This is a genomic window from Xenorhabdus bovienii (genome assembly GCF_024721015.1).
Lineage (GTDB): Bacteria > Pseudomonadota > Gammaproteobacteria > Enterobacterales > Enterobacteriaceae > Xenorhabdus > Xenorhabdus bovienii.
In genome coordinates, this window is record NZ_JANAIF010000020.1 from 41,724 (window position 1) to 64,366 (window position 22,643).

A 22,643-nucleotide genomic window follows, 5' to 3' on the forward strand; every position below is an offset into this window, starting at 1 on the left:
TTGTTGACCCTATGATATAAAAAGAATTAGTGTTCGCGTGTTTTACGGAAAGAAATTTCGGGATAACGTTCGCTGGTTAGATTTAAATTGACCATTGTTGGTGCAATATAAGTTAAGTTATCACCACCATCGAGTGCCAAGTTCAATTCATTCTTGCGCTTGAACTCTTCCAGTTTCTTCGCATCGTTGCACTCTACCCAGCGAGCGGTGGAAACATTGACGGATTCATACAATGCTTCAACGTTGTATTCGCTCTTCAAACGGGCAACAACGACGTCAAACTGAAGCACACCCACCGCCCCAACGATCAGATCGTTATTAGCCAGAGGACGAAATACCTGTACTGCCCCCTCTTCCGATAACTGAACCAGACCTTTCAGCAATTGTTTTTGTTTCAGAGGGTCACGCAGTCGGATACGACGGAATAATTCTGGCGCAAAGTTAGGAATACCGGTAAATTTCAGTTCTTCGCCCTGGGTAAAGGTATCACCAATCTGGATCGTGCCATGATTATGCAAGCCGATAATATCCCCAGCATATGCGTGATCGATATGAGAGCGATCTCCTGCCATGAAGGTCAGTGCATCTGAAATGACAACGTCTTTCTTGAGGCGGACTTGACGCAGTTTCATACCCTTTTCATATTTACCGGAAACAACACGCAGGAATGCCACGCGGTCACGGTGTTTCGGGTCCATATTGGCCTGAATTTTGAAAACAAAACCCGTGAATTTTTCTTCCTCTGCTGTCACTTCACGCGCATCAGTCAGACGAGGCATTGGCATTGGCGCCCATTTGACAAGGCCATCCAGCATATGGTCAACGCCGAAGTTACCCAGTGCTGTGCCGAAAAATACCGGTGTTAGCTCACCCTGTAAAAAGGCTTCCTGATCAAACTCATGTGATGCCCCTTTTACCAGTTCCAGCTCTTCACGTAATTGATTCGCCAACTCTTCCCCAACAACCGCATCCAGCTCAGGGTTATTCAATCCTTTAATGGCACGGACTTCCTGAATGGTATGCCCTTGACCGGATTGATACAGGTAAATTTCATCAAGGTAAAGATGATAAACCCCCTTGAAGGATTTACCACAGCCGATTGGCCATGTAATCGGGCTACAGGCAATCTTCAACTCATTTTCCACTTCATCCATCACTTCCATCGGATCACGGATATCGCGGTCGAGTTTATTCATGAATGTCAGGATTGGAGTGTCACGCAGACGGGTGACTTCCATCAGCTTACGGGTACGATCCTCAACACCTTTCGCGGCATCAATGACCATCAGGCAGCAGTCAACCGCCGTCAGAGTACGGTAAGTATCTTCGGAGAAGTCTTCGTGCCCTGGAGTATCCAGTAAGTTAACCAAACAATCATCATAAGGAAACTGCATCACAGAGGTGGTAATGGAGATACCACGCTGTTTTTCCATCTCCATCCAGTCTGATTTAGCGTGCTGGTTAGAGCCGCGACCTTTTACCGTCCCCGCTTTCTGGATCGCCTGTCCGAACAGTAATACTTTTTCAGTAATGGTGGTTTTACCCGCATCGGGGTGAGAAATTATTGCAAAGGTTCGTCGTTTCGCGACTTCCTGCTGGAATGGAAAATTTGACATCAATTAGGATCTTCTAGTCTATACGCGGATTGATACTATTAGGGAAGCGCCCCGAACGACCCTTCGCCTGCAAATCCGTCATGTTAATCGTGATTGGGGCTTATTTTCGCTGAACTTGGATTTATAAACAATCAATGATTATCTGGCTGAGTGCTATCATCTTTTTCACTCATGGCGCGGCGAACTCGTTCAACGACTTCAGGAGTGACAGACCCCTCGGCCAGACAGGAAAAGTCGCATATTTTCTGACAACACAAAGCAAACGATGAACAAAATAAGTTCATAAATCAACCAGCAAACAGAGGTAAAGCCATAATAATGGCATCTTCCTTTCCCGTCGCCGTTGGGTAATAATTCTTACGGATAGAAACTTCGTTGAAACCCAGATCTTCATACAAACCAATCGCTGATGTATTTGAACTTCGTACTTCAAGCCATAGCGTATTAATCTGCTTTTCTGGCAGCACATTGATCAGGTGAGTCAACAACGCTCTTCCATGCCCCTGCGATTGATGCTCAGGGTGGATGACGATATTAAATAGCGTGGCCTCATCCACAACACACTGTATGATTGCAAAGCCGATAATCTGGTCATTCAGCGTGATTTTATAATTCAGATAACGCTTTCCCTGGTTGGAGTAAAAGGTTTTTTCACTCCACGGGAATGCATGACTGAACTGTTCTATTTGAAATGCTGCGGGAAGATCAGCGGGAGTTAATAGAGAAATATTCTTCATAATGGTAAATTTGTTGCCAAAGAGAGCGTTTTGCATTCCCGTCAAGGGATAAGTCATTTAATGCTGGGCTTCTCAAAGAAATCCCTTGTATTGATAAGGTAATATCAACCCCCAACAGCCAGCATGGACAATGGATTGATTCTGAAAGCAGCTCAACATCTTTTGTCGTGATGCAATAAACCGATGAGGCATCAATCCCCATGGCTGTAAAAATATCAGCAAACAATGAATGACTTAAATCAATATGATCATGGGTAATGATCAACAGACGAGTTGAGTCAGGGATGAGGACAGACAATTCACCTTGCAAGGCTCTCGGGCTGCGCACAACCCACTGGGTGATCCCCAATTGGGCGAGTAATCTGTCACGCTTCGTCATCGTGTTTTATTCCATCTGCCATAAAAAATAACAGGTAATATACTATCAGAGGGCTTATCTCTACGCCAATCAGCATAGCATCACAATTTTGCCCTCCGATGTTTATACTTGGATAAAGATTTATAAGGAGCTATACATAGATGTCAGTATTAACCCCGGCCAGCGAAGTTATCCTGCGCCACCATGAGCAATTCATCAACCATCACCTGCTGCTTGCCGGTGATCTTCAGGACAATCTGGCAACGGAAATCGAAGCCGGAAGTGTGCGAGTACATACTAACCAATATCACCACTGGCAATCCCTGATCCGTCAACTGGGTGACAATGCCTCTTTTGGCCTCGTTGCGGACAGCGCATTTGTCAAAGGGTGTGATACATTGATTTATTACTGGCCAAAAAGTAAACATGAAGCGCGCTTCCAGTTACGCAGCCTGTTTTCCATTCTGCCGCCCGGAACCGGTGTTTTTGTGGTCGGCGAGAATCGCACTGGTGTACGCAGTGTTGATAAATTAATGGAAGGTATTGTGACTTTCCAGAAAGTGGATACTGCCCGCCGTTGCAGTCTCTTCTATGGTCAACTGGAAAATCAGGTTCAATTTGATCAAAATAATTGGTGGAACAGCTATCAGGTAGGTGATGTCACCGTCAACACGCTGCCTGGCGTATTCAGCCAAGATGATCTGGATGTCGGCAGTCGTTTGTTGCTTTCTACTTTTGATGGCCCTGTTTCTGGTAGTCTGCTGGATATCGCTTGTGGCTCAGGCGTATTGGCAGCGGTTCTGGGTAAGAAAAACCCTGATTTGACACTGACACTGAGTGATGTCAATGCCGCAGCCATAACATCCAGCAAGGCCACACTGAAAGCCAATAAACTGGAAGGCAATGTTGTCACCAGCAATGTGTATTCCGCTATTGAGGAAAAATTCGACTGGATCATTTCCAATCCACCATTCCACGATGGTTTAAAAACCAATTTAGCCGCGGCTGACGACCTGATCCGCATGGCGCCAAACTATCTGAAGTCTGGCGGTAAATTGCGGATCGTAGCGAACGCTTTCCTACCTTATCCCGCTCTGCTGGATAGTACCTTTGGCAACCATAAGCTTATCGCGCAGACAGGTAAATTCAAGGTCTACCAAGCAACCAAAAGGTAACAAGCAAGCCGTTTCTTGCCTGCTCAGTTTTAACGGGCAGGCAATTCTTGTGTATCTGCCTCACCCATAACACCAGTGTGCCGTTTTTTGCACCATTCATGCTCTTTCTCGATAAATAATGATTGACGTTAGCCGTAAAATCTCTAGAATGCGCCTCCATGCTATCTGTTTGGTTGATAGTGTCTGAATTTGCGAGGGTGGCGGAATTGGTAGACGCGCTAGCTTCAGGTGTTAGTGTTCTTACGGACGTGGGGGTTCAAGTCCCCCCCTTCGCACCAAATCAGACAGTCGTCGGTTAAACAAATTAGATAAATGGCAGTACCTGCGAGGGTGGCGGAATTGGTAGACGCGCTAGCTTCAGGTGTTAGTGTCCGTATGGACGTGGGGGTTCAAGTCCCCCCCTTCGCACCACTGTTAATATTTATCTGCTCCCTGTATTCATTTCTTTATTTCATCCCATTCTCAACTAATCTTCTTAAGAATTCACGCTATCTCAAAAATACTCCGCATAGCGCAAGCCCGCGAATAAGCTGCACATTACAGCAATACCCGCAGGAATTAAGAGGAAATGGCGTGCATCGCGATGCAGCAGCAGCACAAGTGTCAACAGCATAGCAGCCAGAATACTTATCTTAAATTGCTCGATCCCTGCCCCGGTTATTACCAGTATTGACGCCATCAGACTGAATAACAAACTCCCCCATAATCCGGTGATACTCTGCCAAAAAGCCAGTTTTAAACCCCGCTTTGCACTGATCATAATAAACCGCCAATCAAATGATAATGATTCCTAATATCATATATCATAGCGGCTTAATCACAAGCTGAAAATAAATCACGAAAATAAGCTGTAATAATGCGTGATTAATAACGAACCATAACCGATTTCAGTTCGGTGTAATGCTCAATAAATGCACTACCAAACTCCCGGCCAATGCCCGACGACTTCACGCCACCAAAAGGCACCGCTGGATCCAGAAACGTATGCATATTAATCCACAAAGTACCCACTTGAATCCGGGGGATCATACGCATCGCCTTACTGAGATCATTCGTCCATAAACTGGCAGACAGACCAAATGGCGTCGCGTTCATCATGACAATTAATTCTTCTTCATCATCATAGCTGAGGAACGTTCCTATCGGCCCGAAGGTTTCTTCTTGCATTAATGTGTCTTCAGCACTCTTGGCTCGGATAATCGTTGGTGCGACAAAAAAACCTTCGCCTTCCAGCGCATGGCCACCATATACGATCTCACTGCCATCCTGACGCGCTTTTTCAAACAGGGACAGGATTTTTTCGTAATGCTCTTTGTTTGCCAAAGGCCCCATTTCGGTTGATTCATCAAGAGGAGAGCCGATTTTCATCGCTGACAAACGTTCAGAAAGTAATTTTAAGACCGCATCCATGTGAACAGATGGGATATAGAAACGTTCCGCTGCCGCACAGATTTGCCCCTGATTCAAGTAACCGGCTTCCAATACACCATCAACAATCTTTTCAACTGACATATCAGACAGGAAAGCAGCCGCATTCTTGCCTCCCAGTTCCAGCGTCGCACGAGTCAAGCCATACTCTATCGCCGACTTACCGATAATCGTGCCGGTCGGGACTGAGCCAGTAAAAGTGACTTTGGCACATTGGGGATGAGCGAGCAGAGCTGACCCAACCCTAGCGCCAGAACCATTGACGACATTAATCACGCCATCGGGTATCCCGGCTTCTTTCGCCAATTCTGCCACACGAAGCATAGTCAAAGGGGTATACTCACTGGGCTTCAGTACTAAAGTACAACCACAGGCCAGTGCCGCCCCCAGTTTCCAGATGGCAATCATAATGGAAAAATTCCACGGAATAATGCCAACCACCACGCCAATTGGTTCACGTCGGGTAAAGGCCGTGTATTTTTCCCCTTTGAGTGATGGCAATGAAACATTCAATGTCTCACCACTAATTTTGCTCGACCAACCGGCAAAATAACGCAGGTAATCAGCAGAAGCGCCCACGTCTAACATTCGAGAAAGCTGGATCGGTTTACCTGAACATAAACTTTCCAGCTGGGCTAATTCTTCACCGTGTTTTTGCAATAAATCAGCCAGCCGGTTCAGGCAATTACCCCGCTCCATAGGCGATGTCTGCGCCCATGAACCATGAAAAGCCTTCGAGGCTGCTTCCATTGCCAAATTTAGCTCAGCTTCCTCTCCTCGATTAACTTTAGCGATCACTTCATCAGAAGCAGGATTAACGACAGAAAAGGTGTTGTTTCCCTGACCAGGAATGGATAACCCGTTGATATAATGACCATGAGGACGTTGCAGAAAATCCGTAACGGGCTTTAGCAAGGTTATTTCACTCATCATGTTTCCTCTCTGGTTAGCCCGACATTTAAGCGTTCACACACGCCATGTAATGTTTAACAAAGCGTTCAGTGGTGATTTCCCACACCATTTCAGTGCCTTTCGCCGCAAACCAAGAGTCGCCCTTATGGTATTCAACCGTAGCCCCCGTTTTGACATCGGTCAGTTTCACCGAGCCTTCATGAACCGTCGCCATTTCATCAAAGGGATAGATCATTTTAAATTTACCCCTGGTGCAGGCAAAAATACCGCAAGTCAGATTATCCGTAGGCTCTCCGTGGGTCATTGCGCCACTTGCCTGGGGATCCCCCTCCAACACAATAGAACCAAGATGAGTGACACTGCCAATAGGCATTAATTCAGGAAGTGCTTGATCTAACAATAATGGCTTTATCATGACTTTTACCTTTCAGAATTTATTATTCAAAAAAAGAACAAAAATAAAAAACGTCAAAAAAGTGATAAAACTAGCGACGGCCTTTCCAATAGCCTGAAGCTTGGTGCCAAGTTTTGCCGACAGAAAGGAGCAGGCTCCTTAATTTGTCTTTGCCCACAACATTGAGATGAGGAATCGAACTCATCAGTGAGTAACGTTCAGAGCCTTCACTCATTCCTTCTGCCAAGATTTTGCAGACAATGTGACTCGGCGTTACACCAAATCCTGAATAACCCTGTACATAAAACACATTGTCATGTTCGGGCAAAGAGCCAATTTGTGGGAACAAGTTGACGCTACAAGATAGTGGCCCGCCCCATGCCAATTCAATTTTCACATCTTTCAGGTAGGGGAAGACATCCAGCATACGTTTGCGGTTCCATGCTTTTAAATCAGAAGGGATATACTCAAGATATTGTGTAGCACTGCCAAACAGCACTCGGTTCTCTTTGGTAACTCGGTAGTAGTTGATGACAGGACTAATATCACTGTATGCCCCACGAATCGGGCTGATCTTTTCAATCAGATCGTCTGACAGTTCTTCCGTCATTAGCTGGAAAGCGTAAGTATTGATCGTTTTTTTGTAGATAGTCGGTTCAAGACCATTCAGGAAAGCATTGCACGCCCACAGTATCTTACTTGCCCGTACCGTCCCCATTGCTGTGCGAACTGTGACCCGTGGGCCATATTCCACATTCACCACCTGGCTGTTTTCAAAAATTCTGACACCCTGCTCCGTTGCAGCCTTAGCTTCCCCCAGCAACAGATTGAGTGAATGAACGTGTCCCCCACCCATATGCTTCAGCGCACAGGTATAAAGATCTGAACCAATGACTTTTTTAACATCAGCACCGACATAAAGTTCAATCTCTTCATCGGGACACGCTGCCTGAAACTCTTTCAGCCAGCCCCGCAAAGTTTTCTCCTGCCGGGCGTTATAACCCAGATAGCCGTAACCCTTACAAAAATCCGCCTTGATATCGTACTTAGCGATCCGGTCACGAATAATTCCTGCACCCATGTTGCTAATTTTAAAAATAGTCTCTAGACCTTTCTCACCGACATGACGTTTAATCCTATCCAAATCATGACCAATACCCGCCATAACTTGACCGCCATTGCGCCCCGTTCCGCCATATCCCAACGTCCGACCTTCCAGAATAGCAATATTGGTGATGCCTTTTTCAGCCAGCTCCAGTGCCGTATTCACACCGGAAAACCCGCCACCAATGATAACAACATCAACATCCAAGTCTTCTGTCAGTGTGGGAAAGCGAAGATCATATTTTTTGGTTGCAGCATAGTATGTTAATGAATCAAGATTATTATTCATGTTATACCCCGTGAGCATCTGCCTACTCCCTGATGATGTACAGCCAACAATTTTGTTACTCTGTTTCTTCAGGGACACTTTGTCGCATTTATTTAACATTGTTTATTCAGGCGGAATAACAACAAATACATTCACCTTTTATTTTATTAATAAATTAATAATGATAACACCAGCAACTATCTGTTTGTTTTTTATAGCATACATATATGAATCATATGTACTTACAATGCTCAAATCATTTATTATTTATATGTTAATTATGTCACAATTATTAAACATATTATTAATAAATTTAGATTTTTATCTTGTCGTTTTGTGATTAGTGTTGGGGGAATCTTTATCCAAGGTGAATTATTCTTAACATCTACATTTGTGTTTAGTTATCACTAAAAGGAATGAAGATGCTCCCCAAGAAAATTATCCTTGATTGCGATCCCGGGCATGATGATGCCATTGCGTTACTGCTTGCTCATGGAAATCCTGACATTGAACTACTGGCGGTGACTACGGTTGTTGGCAACCAAACCTTGAATAAAGTCACCCGCAATGCCCTTTCAATTGCCCGCATCGCCAATATTCACAATGTTCCTTTTGCCGCAGGGTGTCATAGACCATTGGTCAGAGATATCCAAACTGCACCAGCAATTCATGGTGAAACCGGTCTGGATGGCGTCGTTTTGCCTGAACCTGCATTAAGGCTGGATGCCCGTCACGCTGTTGATTTGATTATCGACATCATTATGGAAAATCCCCCCAAGAGCATTACCTTGGTTCCAACGGCAGGTTTGACAAATATTGCCCTTGCCGCCCGTAAGTCTCCACATATTGTTGAACGCGTAAAAGAAGTCGTGTTGATGGGAGGTGGCTACCATACTGGTAACTGGAGCGCTGTCGCTGAATTCAACATCATGATCGATCCTGAAGCGGCACATATTATTTTTAATGAAAAATGGCCCCTGACGATGGTGGGGCTGGATCTGACGCATCAAGCTCAGGCAACGCCTGATGTCATTGACGCTATCTCCAAGATCAAAACCCGTCCTGCCCAATTCGTTTTAGATGCGTTGCAGTTTTATGGGGAGAGGTATCGGGAATCGCAGGGTTTTGACTATCCTCCGGTGCATGATCCCTGTGCAGTCGCTTATGTGATCGATCCTACCGTGATGACAACACAAAAAGTCCCCGTGAATATCGAGCTGGCCGGAACCTTAACAACGGGCATGACTGTCGCTGATTTCCGTTTCCCGCCACCAAAAGATTGCCATACACAAGTTGCCGTAAAATTGGATCAAGCCAAATTCTGGCAATTGGTGATTAATGCCCTGAAAAATATTGGCGAAACAGCGTCCTGATATTAACAGCGGCGTCCAATATGTCCTTGGAATACCATTGAAGCTGCTTCTCAGCTTCAATGGTCAAAAGAAGATTTTAGCCGGGCAATAAAAGCGGCTTAATCAAGCCAACAGCCGCCCCAATCGCGAATTCAGGGATCAGTAACATCATCTCATTTCCTGCTTATTTTTCATCAAAGCGCATTTGATCACCCGATTACACAAAGCATCATCAGATGATATAGCAAAAACAAATATCATATATAAAAAGCAGCATAGATTTCATATGCTCACCACGAGCACCTAACTTACATTTTTATATGGTCAATTCCCATTATCGAGGCTAGGTTATTGATCATTAAATCAGCGATAAAAAAACGGAATGGAAAATTGATAATGGGCCTTAATTCGGAGGTAATCTTGTTTCAAGATTAAACAATTCATTCAGTTCAATCTGTAAGCCATTAGCAATGACATAAATAATTTCTAAAGTAGGATTTCTGACTCCACGCTCAATGCCGCTGATATAAGTGCGATCCAATCCGCATTTATCGGCAAAAGCTTCCTGCGACATCCCCGCTTCTTTCCTGAGATATCTAATTCTTTGCCCAAAAAGGGACTTGATGTTGTTCGACATTTTCATCTGATAAGTATCGATTCGTGTTACTTATCAGGCCACGGACTATGAGTCACGTTTTAAGCTGAGTTATGCTATGATATGTGACTTATAGTCTACTGTTTAATTGAAAAGATGACAGGTAATTGGAGACCTAAAGAATGGAAAAGAAAGACTGGCATCCCGCTGATATCATCGCTGAATTGAAAAAGCGCGGGACAACGTTGTCAGAAGTATCGCGAGCCGCCGGGCTAGCATCATCAACCCTTGCCAATGCATTACAGCGTCACTGGCCAAAAGGCGAGCGTCTTATCGCGGAAGCGCTGGAACGCACGCCAGAAGAAATATGGCCTTCACGCTACGTCAAAAAATAATTGAAATTAGACCCAGCATTTGCTGGGTTCATTTACAAACAATCAACTTGCTAATTTCAAACCAATAATACCTGCAACAATCAAACCAAGGCTCAGTATTCTGGCAAAATTGGCTGACTCCCCAAATACCATGATACCGAAAATTGCCGTTCCTACAGCGCCAATTCCCGTCCACACGGCATAAGCGGTTCCTGCGGGTAAATTTTTCATCGCATAGGCTAATAACCCTATACTGACCATCATCGCGCTGATGGTTATCAGGCTGGGCATCAAACGGGAAAACCCCTGAGTGTATTTAAGGCCGACTGCCCACACAACTTCAAGCAAACCCGCAACCAGAAGAATTAACCAAGACATACCATTTCCTTTTATCAAAATGGCAATGGGGTCGTCCCCGATGAGATGATATTTGTCCGGGTCGTCCCGGAAAACAATAAGAAATGCCGCTGGATTATAGCTATCCTCTCTGATAGCCGCAATGATAGCGCCTGATTACCACCAATAAAAAAACCGCAGCCTCTAAACGAAGATACTGCGGTTTTTTCAATAGCAAATGCGATTACTTCACGCGAGAAACGTATTCGCCGGAACGAGTATCAACTTTAATCACTTCACCAACCTGTACGAACAGAGGAACTTTCACGACAGCGCCAGTGCTTAGGGTTGCTGGTTTACCACCAGTACCTGCAGTATCCCCTTTCAGACCTGGATCTGTCTCAGTAATTTCCAGTTCAACAAAGTTTGGTGGAGTCACAGAAATAGGACGTCCATCCCACAGGGTCAGAATGCATTCAGCCTGATCGATCAGCCATTTAGTGCTGTCACCGACAGATTTTTCATCCGCAGCCAACTGTTCAAAAGTCTCGTTGTTCATGAAGTGCCAGAACTCACCATCGTTATATAGATAGGTCAGGTTCATATCCACGACATCGGCACTTTCAACGGAATCCGTTGATTTGAAGGTTTTCTCTAGCAGTTTGCCGGAGATCAGTTTACGAAGACGCACACGGGCAAATGCCTGCCCTTTACCTGGTTTAACAAATTCGCTTTCTAGAATAGCGCACGGCTCGCCATCAAACATGATTTTAAGACCTGAACGGAATTCGTTGGTACTATAAGTAGCCATGGAGATCCTCTAATTTTTAACAAAATGGCTTAGCCAAAAAATGGCACACATTATAACCCACATTCCCCCTGTCAGAGAAGTCTGGCTAAAACAACTTGCAGATGTCATTACTGATCCTAATGAGCTACTGCAATTATTATCCTTAAATACGCACGCCATGTTGAAAGAAGGCAATGAAGCGAAGCGTTTGTTTCCCCTGCGTGTGCCAAGAGCGTTTGCAGCACGGATGAAAAAAGGCGATCCTCATGATCCATTGTTATTGCAAGTCCTGACCGCACGGGAAGAATTTGAAACTCACCCTGGTTTTTCAACCGATCCGCTAGATGAACAACGCAGTGCGGTTCCCGGGTTACTGCACAAATACCGCAATCGTGCCCTGCTGCTGGTCAAAGGGGGATGCGCGGTTAATTGCCGTTACTGTTTCCGGCGCCATTTCCCCTATGAGGATAACAAAGGCAACAAAAACAACTGGCAACTCGCACTGGATTACATCGAACAGCACCCTGAGCTTGATGAGATCATCTTCTCCGGCGGTGATCCTCTCATGGCGAAAGATCACGAACTGGACTGGCTGATAACTCGCCTTGAATCCATTTCACACATCAAGCGGCTACGCATTCATACCCGTTTGCCCGTGGTGATCCCTGATAGGATCACACTTTCATTGTGTAATCGTTTCGCACAATCACATTTGCAGATAGTTATGGTAACTCATATTAACCATGCAAATGAAATTGATAATACGTTTCGCGACAAAATGATGTGGCTAAAACAGGCTGGCGTAACGCTACTGAACCAAAGTGTGATGCTGCGTAATGTAAATGACAGCGCAGATACTCTGGCAGATTTAAGTAATACACTATTTGATGCAGGTATCTTGCCTTACTACATCCATATATTGGATAAGGTGCAAGGTGCCGCACACTTTCTGGTAGGCGATGAAGAAGCAAAAGCTATCATGCGGGAATTACTGACTAAAATATCCGGTTATTTAGTTCCGTGCCTGACAAGAGAAATTGGCGGTGAGCCGAGCAAAACCCCTCTGGATTTGGGATTGAAGCAAAACAATTGATCAATTGATAATGTTGGCAAGCGTCGTCATTAGACACGTTCAGGAACGGACAACGCCAGAAACTAAAACGTACACAGAGCCAACCATGTTCTGTTACGTTTTTCTGGCTGCTGCCCTAACTGACGGTTTATTAAACCAAACAATAACACTGTAAATGATCTCTCTTCACGCAATAAGGATTTACAGCACAGGGTTAAGCCTCTGTCTTTTGTCGATACTTATGGACACTTATAAACCTGACCTACCATTTTGCTATCGAGTGGCACAAAACTGCCCAACAGGTTTTCTGTTCGGCTAAGTGGGCTATTTGCGCCATAAATGACGTTCCCACCCAATTCTGCCGCTTTATTACGCAAGTCATTGGCCGCATTGCGCATTGAACTGCTTTCATTGCCAATACCATTGAGCCAATTGCTTTGCATACCTATCACTTCGCCCAATCGCTGGCATTCACTGCCCGGCTGAGTATCCACAAAACGTACATTGGAACCTGCGGCCGTTAATTGATTGTTCGTTGTACATCCAGCCAGCAGTAAGATTGACGCTCCGAGTAAGATCTTAATTCGCATGTCTTTCCCCATTATTGTTGGAAATTCTACCGTGATGATAAATAGACTCTTTTGTATTCCATTAAGACAAAAAAGTAAAAAGGCGAGCAGATTTTTCTGCTCGCCTTCAAAGTTTTTATCCTATTGGATGGGCAATTCCATCACCAGGATCAACAGCATTACATCATGCCGCCCATTCCACCCATGCCGCCCATGCCACCAGCTCCACCTAAGTCAGCTTTGTCATCTCTAGGCAGATCGGTAATCATCGCTTCAGTCGTGATCATCAGACCAGCGATAGAACCTGCGAATTGCAGTGCAGAGCGAGTGACTTTAGTTGGGTCCAGAATACCCATCGCGATCATATCGCCGTACTCTTCAGTTGCAGCGTTATAACCGTGGTTACCCTGGCTTGCTTTCACGTTGTTCACAACCACAGATGGCTCTTCACCTGCGTTTTCTACGATCTGACGCATTGGCGCTTCCATTGCACGCAGAGCAACGCGGATACCCACGTTTTGATCTTCGTTGTCACCAGTCAGAGCAGAGATAGCAGCAGCAGCGCGAACCAGTGCAACACCACCACCAGCAACAACACCTTCTTCTACTGCTGCGCGGGTCGCATGCAGAGCATCGTCAACGCGAGCGCGTTTTTCTTTCATTTCAACTTCAGTTGCAGCACCGACTTTGATCACTGCCACACCGCCTGCCAGTTTCGCTACGCGCTCCTGCAGTTTTTCACGGTCATAGTCAGAAGTTGATTCTTCGATTTGCTGACGGATTTGAGTAACGCGTGCAGCAATTGCGACTGCTTCGCCTACGCCATCAATGATAATTGTGGTGTCTTTGTTGATAACAATGCGTTTTGCCTGACCCAGATCTTCCAGAGTCGCTTTTTCCAGCTCCAGACCGATCTCTTCAGAAATCACAGTACCGTTGGTCAGAGTAGCGATATCCTGCAACATTGCTTTACGGCGATCACCAAAACCAGGGGCTTTAACCGCAGCCACTTTCACGATACCACGCATGTTGTTGACAACCAGCGTTGCCAGCGCTTCGCCTTCAACGTCTTCAGCGATGATAACCAGCGGCTTACTTGCCTTGGCTACACCTTCCAGAACTGGCAGCAGTTCACGGATGTTAGAAATTTTCTTGTCAACCAGCAGGATATATGGGTTTTCCAGCTCGATAGAACCTGCTTCTGGTTTATTGATGAAATAAGGAGACAGGTAGCCGCGATCGAACTGCATACCTTCAACAACATCCAGTTCATCTTCCAGACCAGTACCTTCTTCAACGGTGATTACACCTTCTTTACCGACTTTATCCATCGCTTCAGCGATCAATTTACCTACGGTTTCGTCGGAGTTGGCAGAAATTGTACCAACCTGCGCAATGGCAGTGGAATCAGAGCAAGGTACGGACAGTTTTTTCAATTCTTCAACAGCCGCAATAACTGCTTTATCGATACCGCGTTTCAGATCCATCGGGTTCATGCCAGCAGCAACGGCTTTCAGACCTTCAGTGACGATAGACTGTGCCAGTACAGTTGCAGTGGTAGTACCGTCGCCTGCCGCATCGTTGGCTTTAGAGGCAACTTCTTTAACCATCTGCGCACCCATGTTCTCGAATTTATCTTCTAATTCGATTTCACGCGCTACAGATACGCCGTCTTTAGTGATTACAGGCGAACCAAAAGATTTATCTAAAACAACGTTACGGCCTTTAGGACCCAGAGTCACTTTAACTGCGTCAGCCAGTACATTCACACCGCGCAGCATTTTGCCGCGAGCATCATTACCAAATTTTACGTCTTTAGCTGCCATTGTGTCTTTCCTTTAAATTCGTTCAATTAAGAAGATCTAAGCGCAAAATGTTCAATTACGCTTCAACAATTGCCAGAATGTCGCTTTCAGACATGATCAACACTTCTTCATTATCGATCTTTTCTGCCTTAACACCGTAACCTTCGTTAAAAATAACGATATCACCCACTTTTACATCCAGCGCTTTCATTTCCCCGTTTTCAAGGATACGACCATTGCCGACTGCCAAAATTTCTCCACGGGTAGATTTGCCCGCCGCAGAGCCAGTCAGAACGATCCCGCCAGCAGATTTTGATTCAACTTCTTTACGCTTGACGATAACGCGGTCATGTAATGGACGAATGTTCATTGATAGATCTCCTGTAAATAAAGTCCATATCAGGTAAGAGGATTGGTACTAGAGCCTAATAAAACCAGTACCATGAAGCTACAAGTTGGGGCTTGTAAGCAGTACTTCAAGGGGCGGACAGTAAAAAATATTTCACTTTCTTCTTACCCACTGAAATCTCAGCCAAAGCAAGCAACAATTACTTTTTGTCGTGCTCGTTGCCATGTTCATCGTGACGTTTCTGACCATCCAGTGTATAGGAAGCATCATCTTGCCTGCGCTCATACTCCCCCTCAAAAGTCTGCCCATGATGGCCGCCCTGACCATCTCGCCCATTATTATTCGGACGGTAAAAGGTGATATGAGGCAGCAATTTTGCTGTCAGCAGCTTCTGCGCGAATGGCAGTAACAACAGCAATCCGAGAAAGTCAGTAAAAAATCCGGGCAATATTAACAGAACTCCCGCAATCACCAGAGAAACACTTTTGATAGCCTCTTTCGCAGGGCTTTCGCCAGCAGCAATTTTTTGCTGCATCGACATAAAATTCTTGATGCCCTGATTACGCACGAGGGAAACACCAACACAAGAAGTAAAAATGACTAGCAGCAGAGTCAGTAAGACTCCGACTTCAGAGGCAATGCGAACAAACAAGACTGATTCGATGTAAACCAGCAAACATATCAGGACAAATGGGAGCCAACGCACGTGGTTCTCCTTTCATTAATGAGTGATAAAATCATTGGGATGAAAATATTCCCTTTGAATATTGTTAGCAAAGAGCTACATGGCCAGTAAACAACCCTTAAATTTGCATGTTCACCGTTTATTGACATAGTTATGGATTACAAAATTTGTAAATCATAGCGTGGGGATGATAATAACGCTTTTCAATACTTGAGACCTTTGACTTTACATCTCCGTAATCGTGACTTCAATCACACATATGTTATTTCATTAATAAAATTCGCACTATAAAGTGATCCAGGTACAAGGCATTTCTGGTAAATCCACATATGATCGCGCCAGCAATTCAGTGATAAGTGATTAATATCACGGCAGTTGCTGACGGCGACATTATTCTCAACAAAAACGTATATAGAACAGTAAAAAAACGTATCCAAATTAAAGAAGGTTCTCATGTCAAACAACATTCGTATCGAAGAAGACCTGTTAGGTAAACGAGAAGTCCCTGCTGAAGCCTATTACGGTATTCACACTCTGCGTGCGATTGAAAACTTTTATATCAGTGACCGTACTATCAATGATGTGCCTGAATTCATCCGTGGCATGGTGTTGGTAAAAAAAGCCGCGGCACTGGCAAACAAAGAACTCCATACTATCCCTGGAAAAATTGCGGACATTATTGTCAAAGCGTGTGATGAAGTCCTCAACACAGGCAAATGCCTGGATCAATTCCCTGTTGATGTATTTCAGGGCGGTGCAGGCACCTCACTGAACATGAATACCAATGAGGTACTGGCAAATATCGGTCTTGAATTGATGGGGCACCCAAAAGGTGAATATGAGTACCTGAATCCGAACGACCACCTGAACAAAAGCCAGTCAACCAATGACGCTTATCCTACTGGTTTCCGTATTGCTGTCTATAATTCAATCATGAAATTGATTACCTCCATCGAGTTATTGCAAGTCGGTTTCGACAAAAAATCCGTTGAATTTGCTGACATCCTGAAAATGGGCCGTACCCAATTGCAGGATGCGGTTCCGATGACACTGGGCCAAGAGTTCCGCGCCTTCTCCGTGTTATTGAAAGAAGAAATCAAAAACATCACCCGCACAGCAGGATTACTGCTGGAAGTGAACCTCGGTGCTACCGCTATTGGTACTGGCCTGAATACCGCGCCAGGCTACCAGACGCTGGTGGTTGAAAAATTGGCTGAAGTCACAGGGTTACCTTGCCTGCCAGCAGAAGATCTCATCGAAGCAACGTCTGACTGCGGTGCTTACGTGATGGTTCACAGCGCATTGAAACGTCTGGCGGTCAAGATGTCCAAAATCTGTAACGACCTGCGTTTGCTTTCTTCCGGCCCTCGCACTGGGCTGAATGAGATCAACCTGCCAGAATTGCAGGCCGGTTCTTCCATTATGCCAGCCAAAGTTAACCCAGTGGTGCCAGAAGTCGTCAACCAAGTCTGCTTCAAAGTTATCGGTAACGATATCTGTGTCACCATGGCATCAGAAGCAGGTCAATTGCAGCTTAACGTGATGGAACCAGCCATTGGGCAAGCGATGTTTGAATCCATTTCCATCCTGAGCAATGCATGCCGTAATCTGGTTGAAAAATGTGTTAACGGTATTACTGCCAATAAAGAAGTTTGCGAAAGCTTTGTATTTAACTCTATTGGTATTGTTACTTACCTGAACCCATTCATCGGCCACCACAATGGCGATATCGTAGGCAAGATCTGTGCAGAGACAGGCAAGAGTGTTCGTGAAGTCGTATTAGAGCGCGGTTTGCTGACCGAAGCACAATTGGATGATATTTTCTCTGTTGAGAACCTGAAACATCCAACTTATAAAGCAAAACGTTTTGACGACTAATTAAATAATGATAATAACGAAATCGTCTTAATTACTGAGGCACGCAATTCCAACCGGAAGCGTGCCTTTTTAATTCATCATATAAATGATTCCACCTTTACTTTTATAAAATTAAGAGCAAAAATAAATAAAACATATAACATTGAACTATTCAAAACCAATAACCAAGGTAAATTAGAATAGTATTTTTAAATCTTATTTATCATTAATCCTCCCAATTATTTACTTATTGCAATAACATTAATATTAGCCACACCTATGGCTGATAATATCGTGTATATTGTAATTAATCGCAATATACCCCCCCTTAAATATTCGCTATTTTCATCATATTAAGCACTATTACTTACGTTATTACCGTGCATATTTTTATAATTATAATTGGCAATACTTTACTTTAAATTAATAAGTCATAATAGATTTATATTTATATAGGCGTAAAAAATATAATACAGGTAATTATAATATACTTTTCATTATAACTACCAAAAATACGGCATATCTCTTGCTATTTGACAACCTCAAGGTGATTTAATGAACATTTAGATTAATAAGTATCACATTAAAACGTTTTATACATTAACAGCAGCACAGTATTCACATTAAAATTACTTATCGTAATTTAATGCCTAACGCTATAGATAGCATGATTTATGCTATTCCTAATTATGAGTCGTAACTCACTTTTATATCAAAAATTAAATATAATTTACACTTCTAAAAACGCGAAAAGTTTGTGTTAAAACAAAGTGTAATGATGTAATCTTTATTAAATTACTTAATAACGAAAAATATCCAGTATATAAAGTGAAATGTTTTGATGATGACTTAATGAAATACAAGATTTTTTAGTAATCAATCCACTCACTCAGCGGGATTGAATGCCTTTTATTTTTATCAGCAATACAAAAATTTAACAATAAATTTTCACAACATTAAATAAACTAAGGAGTACATAACATGCTAGCCGTAGAATTAGTTATCGTTCTGCTGGCCATTTTTTTGGGAGCACGACTAGGGGGAATCGGAATTGGATTTGCGGGAGGACTTGGTGTTTTAATACTGGCCACAATCGGAATCAAACCGGGAAGCATTCCATTTGACGTTATTTCAATCATTATGGGAGTCATCGCCGCTATTTCTGTCATGCAAATAGCTGGCGGGCTAGATTATCTAGTTCAACAAACAGAAAAACTACTGCGCAGAAATCCAAAATACATCACTATCCTCGCACCCATTGTCACTTATTGCTTGACGCTATTAGCCGGAACAGGAAATATCTCTCTGGCAACACAACCTGTCATTGCCGAAGTCGCAAAAGAACAAGGCATTAAACCCTGCCGACCACTATCAACCGCTGTCGTAGCCGCACAAATTGGACTTACTTCCTCGCCAATATCCGCAGCCGTAGTTTATATGTCTTCTGTCATGGAAGGGCAAGGTGTCAGCTATATTCAGATGTTGATGGTCATCATTCCCTCATCGTTTGCTGCAATTATTTTGATGTCATTCATCGTCTCATGGTTTTTTGACTCCAAACTGTCTGACGATCCTGTCTACCAAAAACGCCTTGCAGATGGCCTAATTGAACTACGTGGCAGTCATAAAGTTGATATCAAGCCAAAAGCTAAACTCTCTGTACTGCTGTTTCTGTTAGGGGTAGTTGGGATCGTTATTTACGCGATTATTAACAGCCCAAGCCTTGGTTTAGTTGAAAAACCACTGATGAATACCACCAGCGCGATACTGATTATCATGTTAAGCATCGCCACCCTCACAACGGTTATCTGCTCTGTTAATACCGATGCTATTTTAAATTCAAGCACCTTTAAAGCCGGTATGAGCGCGTGTATCTGTATTATGGGTGTCGCATGGTTAGGAGATACATTTGTTCAAGCTAACATGGGTTGGATTAAAGAAACTGCGGGTAGCTTGATCCATGCTCAACCGTGGCTGCTGGCTGTTATATTCTTCTTCTGCTCTGCTCTGCTCTATTCGCAAGCAGCAACCGCGAAGGCCCTGATGCCCATGGTACTGGCGCTGCATGTCACACCACTGACAGCACTCGCCTCTTTCCCTGCGGTTTCTGGCCTATTTATCCTGCCAACTTATCCGACTCTGGTTGCAGCTGTGCAGATGGATGATACCGGCACCACTCGTATTGGGCGTTTTGTATTCAACCACCCATTCTTCATTCCGGGCACCATTGCTGTTGCGTTAGCCGTGACATTCGGTTTCCTGGTTGGTGGTATGATCCTGTAATTATCCAAATTTTCAGCATGTTATTTCAGGGGTTTAAACACCCCTGAAATATTCCCACCTCAAACCCTTTCCTTAAAATGACCCGCTTATTGCCTTAATATTAGGCAAGTCGCTTTCTGCCATGAGTTTCATCAGTTATAGTTCTAACTCAGATATCATGCTAACTCTGGCAAATTTTATGAACCAAGATACAGGCAGGTCAAAGATTATCTTATGATGAAACATATTCTCATATTGCTTCTGCTGTTGAGCGGCATAGCTATTTCTCCTATCAAGGCCAATGCGCTGTTTGAACCGCCGGGACAAAATCGCTATCTTCCTGCAGCTCAAGCATTCGTGTTTGATTTTCAGCAGAAAGACAATCAACTCACACTAAACTGGGATATCAAATCCGGTTATTACCTCTATCGAAAACAGTTCATCATCACTCCGATAAAAGCAACGTTGGGTCATCTCGATTTCTCCGGATCGGTAGATCACGAAGATGAGTTTTTTGGCAAGACTGAGGTTCATTTTGGTTCAGCACGGATTAACATCCCTATCCTTTCTGCCTCCAATGACTCCAATCTGCAAGTCACGTACCAAGGTTGTGCGGAAGCCGGGTTCTGCTATGCTCCAGAGACAATAACTGTGCCATTGTCAGCCGTTATTGCCTCGATTCCCTCAGCCAATGAAGCCGCAAAACAACCTGACATAACGACATCTCAGAAGGCACCATTACCGCAGGAAGAATCCCCTCCCAACGTACCTGACGTGCCATTTTCACCATTATGGGCATTGCTGATTGGGATTGGCATTGCCTTTACACCTTGCGTTCTGCCCATGTATCCGCTGATCTCCGGTATTATTCTAGGGCAGCGGCGACCCGATAGCTTAAAACGCATTTTCTGGTTGGCAATGAGTTACGTGCAGGGAATGGCGCTCACTTATACCGTGTTGGGATTGATCGTTGCCGCTGCCGGATTGCAGTTTCAGGCCGCGTTGCAGAACCCTTACATTCTGGTGGGGCTATCAATTCTGTTTATTTTGCTGGCCTTGTCCATGTTTGGGATGTACTCATTACAGCTCCCCTCTTCTGTCCAGACTCGTTTAGTTGACTGGAGCAACCAACAAAAAAGCGGCTCTTACATTGGCGTATTCGTCATGGGAATCCTGGCGGGGCTGATCGCCTCCCCCTGTACTACCGCACCCCTCAGTGCCATTTTGCTTTATATCGCCCAAAGCGGTAATACCCTGCTTGGCGGGCTGACCCTTTACCTCTATGCTCTTGGCATGGGCCTGCCACTTATTGCCGTCACGCTATTCGGTCACAAACTTCTGCCCCGCAGAGGCCCGTGGATGCAGTACGTTAAAGAAGCCTTCGGATTCATTATTCTGGCGCTCCCCGTATTCCTACTGGAGCGTGTACTTGGTGATACGTGGGGCATAAGGCTATGGAGTTTGCTGGCAGTCGCTTTCCTTGGTTGGGCTTTCGCATTGACCTTAAACAGCAAAAAAGGCTGGCTACGCACCCTGCAACTCATCTTACTGGTACTGGCACTCATCGCCTCACGCCCCTTACAGGATTGGGTGTGGGGAAATCCGGCTACGACACAACAGCAACCATCACTGAAGTTTCAGCAAGTCAGTGACTGGCAGGAACTAAGCCAGATTCTGGCCGAGAACCGCCATCAACCCATTATGTTGGATCTTTATGCGGACTGGTGTGTCGCGTGTAAGGAATTTGAAAAATATACCTTCCCCGATCCACAAGTGCAGGCGCAATTAAGCCAATTTCTCGTATTGCAGGCAAATGTTACGGAGAACGGTTCAAAACAGAAAGAATTACTGGATAAATTGAAGGTATTGGGGCTTCCCACTATCTTGTTTTTTGATGCTCATGGAAAAGAGCTACCCGATTCACGAGTCAGTGGTTTCATGGATGCAGGACGCTTTAGCCACCATTTACAGCATCTACAAAAATAATTTAAAAGGAGAGCAATTGTGCAACGTGAATATGTTCTTAGTCATGCCCTGAATTTACTTGAGCAGCATGGCCTGTCAGCAACATTGGAGACGCTTTTAACTCCCCTAGAGGTTGATATCAATCAAATAAAGCATTTCTGGCCTGATCGAGAAGCCTTGCTCTACGATTGCCTGCGCTATCACAGTCAGCAGATTGAAATCTGGCAGCGCCAGATCCTGCTAGATGAGGTTTTGAGCCCTGAGCAGAAATTACTGGCACGTTACGACACCCTCAAGGAAAAAGTACAGAAACAGCGTTATCCGGGTTGTCTATTCATTGCAGCTTGCAGTGTCTTCACTGATACAGAGCATCCGATCCACCAATTGGCAGAGCTGCAAAAACAAAATTCTTTTCATTATACCGTAGAGTTATTACAACAACTTGAGATCGAAAACAGTGAACGGGTTGCCAAACAAATGGAACTGATCCTTGAGGGATGTCTCAGCAAACTATTAGGGCGTGTTGACGTTTTGTGAAGGTAATCTGAACAGCATGATGATTGGGTATAATCAATTTCGCCAAAAACTCATTAAGCCTCATCATCATGCTACGAACTAGGTTAACAGATCCCGTCTGGGA

Annotated in this window: 22 protein-coding genes, 2 tRNA genes and 1 pseudogene; 10 read left to right on the plus strand and 15 right to left on the minus strand. The window is 44.4% G+C overall.

The window, feature by feature from the left end; translation table 11 throughout:
* Positions 1-26: 26 nt before the first annotated feature.
* The 4 genes from prfC to NXS07_RS07565 form a co-directional block, all read right to left on the minus strand.
* A complete protein-coding gene (gene prfC / locus NXS07_RS07550) occupies positions 27-1,616 on the minus strand; it encodes a peptide chain release factor 3 (RefSeq protein ID WP_038193669.1) in 1,590 nt (529 codons plus the stop codon).
* Positions 1,617-1,747: 131 nt separating this feature from the next.
* On the minus strand, positions 1,748-1,900 hold the full coding sequence (locus NXS07_RS07555) for a hypothetical protein (protein ID WP_155271435.1): 153 nt from the start codon (positions 1,898-1,900) through the stop codon (positions 1,748-1,750).
* Between the two features lie 3 nt (positions 1,901-1,903).
* Complete coding sequence (gene rimI / locus NXS07_RS07560; protein ID WP_258086478.1) at positions 1,904-2,353, minus strand: ribosomal protein S18-alanine N-acetyltransferase; 450 nt, start codon at positions 2,351-2,353, stop codon at positions 1,904-1,906.
* The gene (locus tag NXS07_RS07565; protein WP_038205199.1) at positions 2,322-2,732 is read right to left on the minus strand and encodes a DNA polymerase III subunit psi; all 411 of its coding nucleotides are present in this window, start codon (positions 2,730-2,732) and stop codon (positions 2,322-2,324) included. The genes rimI and NXS07_RS07565 overlap by 32 nt, the downstream gene beginning before the upstream one ends.
* Positions 2,733-2,872: 140 nt before the next feature.
* On the opposite strand from NXS07_RS07565, the gene rsmC reads away from it, so the two are divergent.
* The 3 genes from rsmC to NXS07_RS07580 all read left to right on the plus strand — a co-directional run bounded on the left by rsmC (position 2,873) and on the right by NXS07_RS07580 (position 4,297).
* Complete coding sequence (gene rsmC, locus NXS07_RS07570) at positions 2,873-3,886, plus strand: 16S rRNA (guanine(1207)-N(2))-methyltransferase RsmC (protein WP_038193672.1); 1,014 nt, start codon at positions 2,873-2,875, stop codon at positions 3,884-3,886.
* A gap of 191 nt (positions 3,887-4,077) precedes the next feature.
* Positions 4,078-4,164 (plus strand) — tRNA-Leu (locus tag NXS07_RS07575).
* Between the two features lie 46 nt (positions 4,165-4,210).
* Positions 4,211-4,297, plus strand: a tRNA-Leu gene (locus tag NXS07_RS07580).
* 82 nt (positions 4,298-4,379) lie between these two features.
* On the opposite strand, the gene NXS07_RS07585 is transcribed toward NXS07_RS07580, so the two are convergent.
* The 4 genes from NXS07_RS07585 to NXS07_RS07600 form a co-directional block, all read right to left on the minus strand.
* Complete coding sequence (locus NXS07_RS07585) at positions 4,380-4,646, minus strand: DUF1435 family protein (protein ID WP_038205201.1); 267 nt, start codon at positions 4,644-4,646, stop codon at positions 4,380-4,382.
* 104 nt (positions 4,647-4,750) lie between these two features.
* Complete coding sequence (locus tag NXS07_RS07590; RefSeq protein ID WP_258086479.1) at positions 4,751-6,244, minus strand: aldehyde dehydrogenase family protein; 1,494 nt, start codon at positions 6,242-6,244, stop codon at positions 4,751-4,753.
* Between the two features lie 28 nt (positions 6,245-6,272).
* The gene (locus NXS07_RS07595; RefSeq protein WP_038193676.1) at positions 6,273-6,641 is read right to left on the minus strand and encodes a cupin domain-containing protein; all 369 of its coding nucleotides are present in this window, start codon (positions 6,639-6,641) and stop codon (positions 6,273-6,275) included.
* A gap of 70 nt (positions 6,642-6,711) precedes the next feature.
* Positions 6,712-8,013: an NAD(P)/FAD-dependent oxidoreductase gene (locus tag NXS07_RS07600; RefSeq protein ID WP_038205241.1), complete on the minus strand. Its 1,302-nt coding sequence runs from the start codon at positions 8,011-8,013 to the stop codon at positions 6,712-6,714.
* A gap of 401 nt (positions 8,014-8,414) precedes the next feature.
* Between NXS07_RS07600 and uriH the strand changes: the two genes are divergently transcribed.
* Positions 8,415-9,365: a uridine-preferring nucleoside hydrolase UriH gene (gene uriH / locus NXS07_RS07605; RefSeq protein WP_258086480.1), complete on the plus strand. Its 951-nt coding sequence runs from the start codon at positions 8,415-8,417 to the stop codon at positions 9,363-9,365.
* A gap of 382 nt (positions 9,366-9,747) precedes the next feature.
* Here the strand turns inward: uriH and NXS07_RS07610 are convergent, their stop codons facing one another.
* A complete protein-coding gene (locus NXS07_RS07610; protein WP_071824420.1) occupies positions 9,748-9,987 on the minus strand; it encodes a helix-turn-helix domain-containing protein in 240 nt (79 codons plus the stop codon).
* Between the two features lie 134 nt (positions 9,988-10,121).
* Here NXS07_RS07610 and NXS07_RS07615 point away from each other — a divergent pair, with 134 nt between their 5' ends.
* Positions 10,122-10,334, plus strand: coding sequence for a helix-turn-helix domain-containing protein (locus tag NXS07_RS07615; protein WP_012989898.1), 213 nt, complete (start codon positions 10,122-10,124; stop codon positions 10,332-10,334).
* Positions 10,335-10,376: 42 nt separating this feature from the next.
* Here NXS07_RS07615 and sugE read toward each other — a convergent pair whose 3' ends face one another.
* Together sugE and efp are read right to left on the minus strand one after the other, a co-directional pair.
* A complete protein-coding gene (sugE, locus tag NXS07_RS07620; RefSeq protein WP_038184108.1) occupies positions 10,377-10,691 on the minus strand; it encodes a quaternary ammonium compound efflux SMR transporter SugE in 315 nt (104 codons plus the stop codon).
* Between the two features lie 202 nt (positions 10,692-10,893).
* A complete protein-coding gene (gene efp, locus NXS07_RS07625; protein ID WP_038194147.1) occupies positions 10,894-11,460 on the minus strand; it encodes an elongation factor P in 567 nt (188 codons plus the stop codon).
* A gap of 40 nt (positions 11,461-11,500) precedes the next feature.
* On the opposite strand from efp, the gene epmB reads away from it, so the two are divergent.
* Complete coding sequence (gene epmB, locus NXS07_RS07630) at positions 11,501-12,532, plus strand: EF-P beta-lysylation protein EpmB (protein ID WP_038224271.1); 1,032 nt, start codon at positions 11,501-11,503, stop codon at positions 12,530-12,532.
* 218 nt (positions 12,533-12,750) lie between these two features.
* Here epmB and NXS07_RS07635 read toward each other — a convergent pair whose 3' ends face one another.
* The 4 genes from NXS07_RS07635 to NXS07_RS07650 form a co-directional block, all read right to left on the minus strand.
* Entirely contained in the window at positions 12,751-13,101 is a 351-nt protein-coding gene (locus NXS07_RS07635) for a DUF4156 domain-containing protein (RefSeq protein WP_038218008.1), read from the minus strand.
* Positions 13,102-13,259: 158 nt separating this feature from the next.
* A complete protein-coding gene (groL, locus tag NXS07_RS07640) occupies positions 13,260-14,906 on the minus strand; it encodes a chaperonin GroEL (RefSeq protein WP_038224274.1) in 1,647 nt (548 codons plus the stop codon).
* Between the two features lie 55 nt (positions 14,907-14,961).
* Complete coding sequence (locus NXS07_RS07645) at positions 14,962-15,255, minus strand: co-chaperone GroES (protein WP_038184122.1); 294 nt, start codon at positions 15,253-15,255, stop codon at positions 14,962-14,964.
* Positions 15,256-15,433: 178 nt separating this feature from the next.
* On the minus strand, positions 15,434-15,940 hold the full coding sequence (locus tag NXS07_RS07650; RefSeq protein WP_038203781.1) for an FxsA family protein: 507 nt from the start codon (positions 15,938-15,940) through the stop codon (positions 15,434-15,436).
* 432 nt (positions 15,941-16,372) lie between these two features.
* On the opposite strand from NXS07_RS07650, the gene aspA reads away from it, so the two are divergent.
* The 4 genes and pseudogenes from aspA to dicD form a co-directional block, all read left to right on the plus strand.
* Positions 16,373-17,797, plus strand: coding sequence for an aspartate ammonia-lyase (gene aspA, locus NXS07_RS07655; RefSeq protein WP_258086481.1), 1,425 nt, complete (start codon positions 16,373-16,375; stop codon positions 17,795-17,797).
* 960 nt (positions 17,798-18,757) lie between these two features.
* Positions 18,758-20,059 (plus strand): anaerobic C4-dicarboxylate transporter, encoded by a 1,302-nt coding sequence (locus NXS07_RS07660; RefSeq protein WP_038246552.1) that lies wholly within the window; start codon positions 18,758-18,760, stop codon positions 20,057-20,059.
* A 213-nt stretch (positions 20,060-20,272) separates the two neighbouring features.
* A complete protein-coding gene (locus NXS07_RS07665; RefSeq protein ID WP_258086482.1) occupies positions 20,273-22,024 on the plus strand; it encodes a protein-disulfide reductase DsbD in 1,752 nt (583 codons plus the stop codon).
* Positions 22,025-22,042: 18 nt separating this feature from the next.
* Positions 22,043-22,519: pseudogene (dicD, locus tag NXS07_RS07670) on the plus strand (division control transcriptional repressor DicD); the annotation flags it as partial.
* Positions 22,520-22,643 lie beyond the last annotated feature (124 nt).

Bases quoted from the DNA above. Each gene is read 5' to 3' on its own strand.
- NXS07_RS07600 (WP_038205241.1), bottom strand. From the start codon at position 8,013: ATGAATAATAATCTTGATTCATTAACATACTATGCTGCAACCAAAAAA.
- rimI (WP_258086478.1), bottom strand. From the start codon at position 2,353: ATGAAGAATATTTCTCTATTAACTCCCGCTGATCTTCCCGCAGCATTT.
- aspA (WP_258086481.1), top strand. From the start codon at position 16,373: ATGTCAAACAACATTCGTATCGAAGAAGACCTGTTAGGTAAACGAGAA.
- NXS07_RS07555 (WP_155271435.1), bottom strand. From the start codon at position 1,900: ATGAACTTATTTTGTTCATCGTTTGCTTTGTGTTGTCAGAAAATATGC.
- NXS07_RS07610 (WP_071824420.1), bottom strand. From the start codon at position 9,987: ATGAAAATGTCGAACAACATCAAGTCCCTTTTTGGGCAAAGAATTAGA.
- NXS07_RS07660 (WP_038246552.1), top strand. From the start codon at position 18,758: ATGCTAGCCGTAGAATTAGTTATCGTTCTGCTGGCCATTTTTTTGGGA.
- NXS07_RS07645 (WP_038184122.1), bottom strand. From the start codon at position 15,255: ATGAACATTCGTCCATTACATGACCGCGTTATCGTCAAGCGTAAAGAA.
- groL (WP_038224274.1), bottom strand. From the start codon at position 14,906: ATGGCAGCTAAAGACGTAAAATTTGGTAATGATGCTCGCGGCAAAATG.
- epmB (WP_038224271.1), top strand. From the start codon at position 11,501: ATGGCACACATTATAACCCACATTCCCCCTGTCAGAGAAGTCTGGCTA.
- rsmC (WP_038193672.1), top strand. From the start codon at position 2,873: ATGTCAGTATTAACCCCGGCCAGCGAAGTTATCCTGCGCCACCATGAG.
- efp (WP_038194147.1), bottom strand. From the start codon at position 11,460: ATGGCTACTTATAGTACCAACGAATTCCGTTCAGGTCTTAAAATCATG.
- sugE (WP_038184108.1), bottom strand. From the start codon at position 10,691: ATGTCTTGGTTAATTCTTCTGGTTGCGGGTTTGCTTGAAGTTGTGTGG.
- NXS07_RS07635 (WP_038218008.1), bottom strand. From the start codon at position 13,101: ATGCGAATTAAGATCTTACTCGGAGCGTCAATCTTACTGCTGGCTGGA.
- NXS07_RS07665 (WP_258086482.1), top strand. From the start codon at position 20,273: ATGATGAAACATATTCTCATATTGCTTCTGCTGTTGAGCGGCATAGCT.
- prfC (WP_038193669.1), bottom strand. From the start codon at position 1,616: ATGTCAAATTTTCCATTCCAGCAGGAAGTCGCGAAACGACGAACCTTT.
- NXS07_RS07565 (WP_038205199.1), bottom strand. From the start codon at position 2,732: ATGACGAAGCGTGACAGATTACTCGCCCAATTGGGGATCACCCAGTGG.
- NXS07_RS07585 (WP_038205201.1), bottom strand. From the start codon at position 4,646: ATGATCAGTGCAAAGCGGGGTTTAAAACTGGCTTTTTGGCAGAGTATC.
- NXS07_RS07590 (WP_258086479.1), bottom strand. From the start codon at position 6,244: ATGAGTGAAATAACCTTGCTAAAGCCCGTTACGGATTTTCTGCAACGT.
- NXS07_RS07615 (WP_012989898.1), top strand. From the start codon at position 10,122: ATGGAAAAGAAAGACTGGCATCCCGCTGATATCATCGCTGAATTGAAA.
- NXS07_RS07595 (WP_038193676.1), bottom strand. From the start codon at position 6,641: ATGATAAAGCCATTATTGTTAGATCAAGCACTTCCTGAATTAATGCCT.
- uriH (WP_258086480.1), top strand. From the start codon at position 8,415: ATGCTCCCCAAGAAAATTATCCTTGATTGCGATCCCGGGCATGATGAT.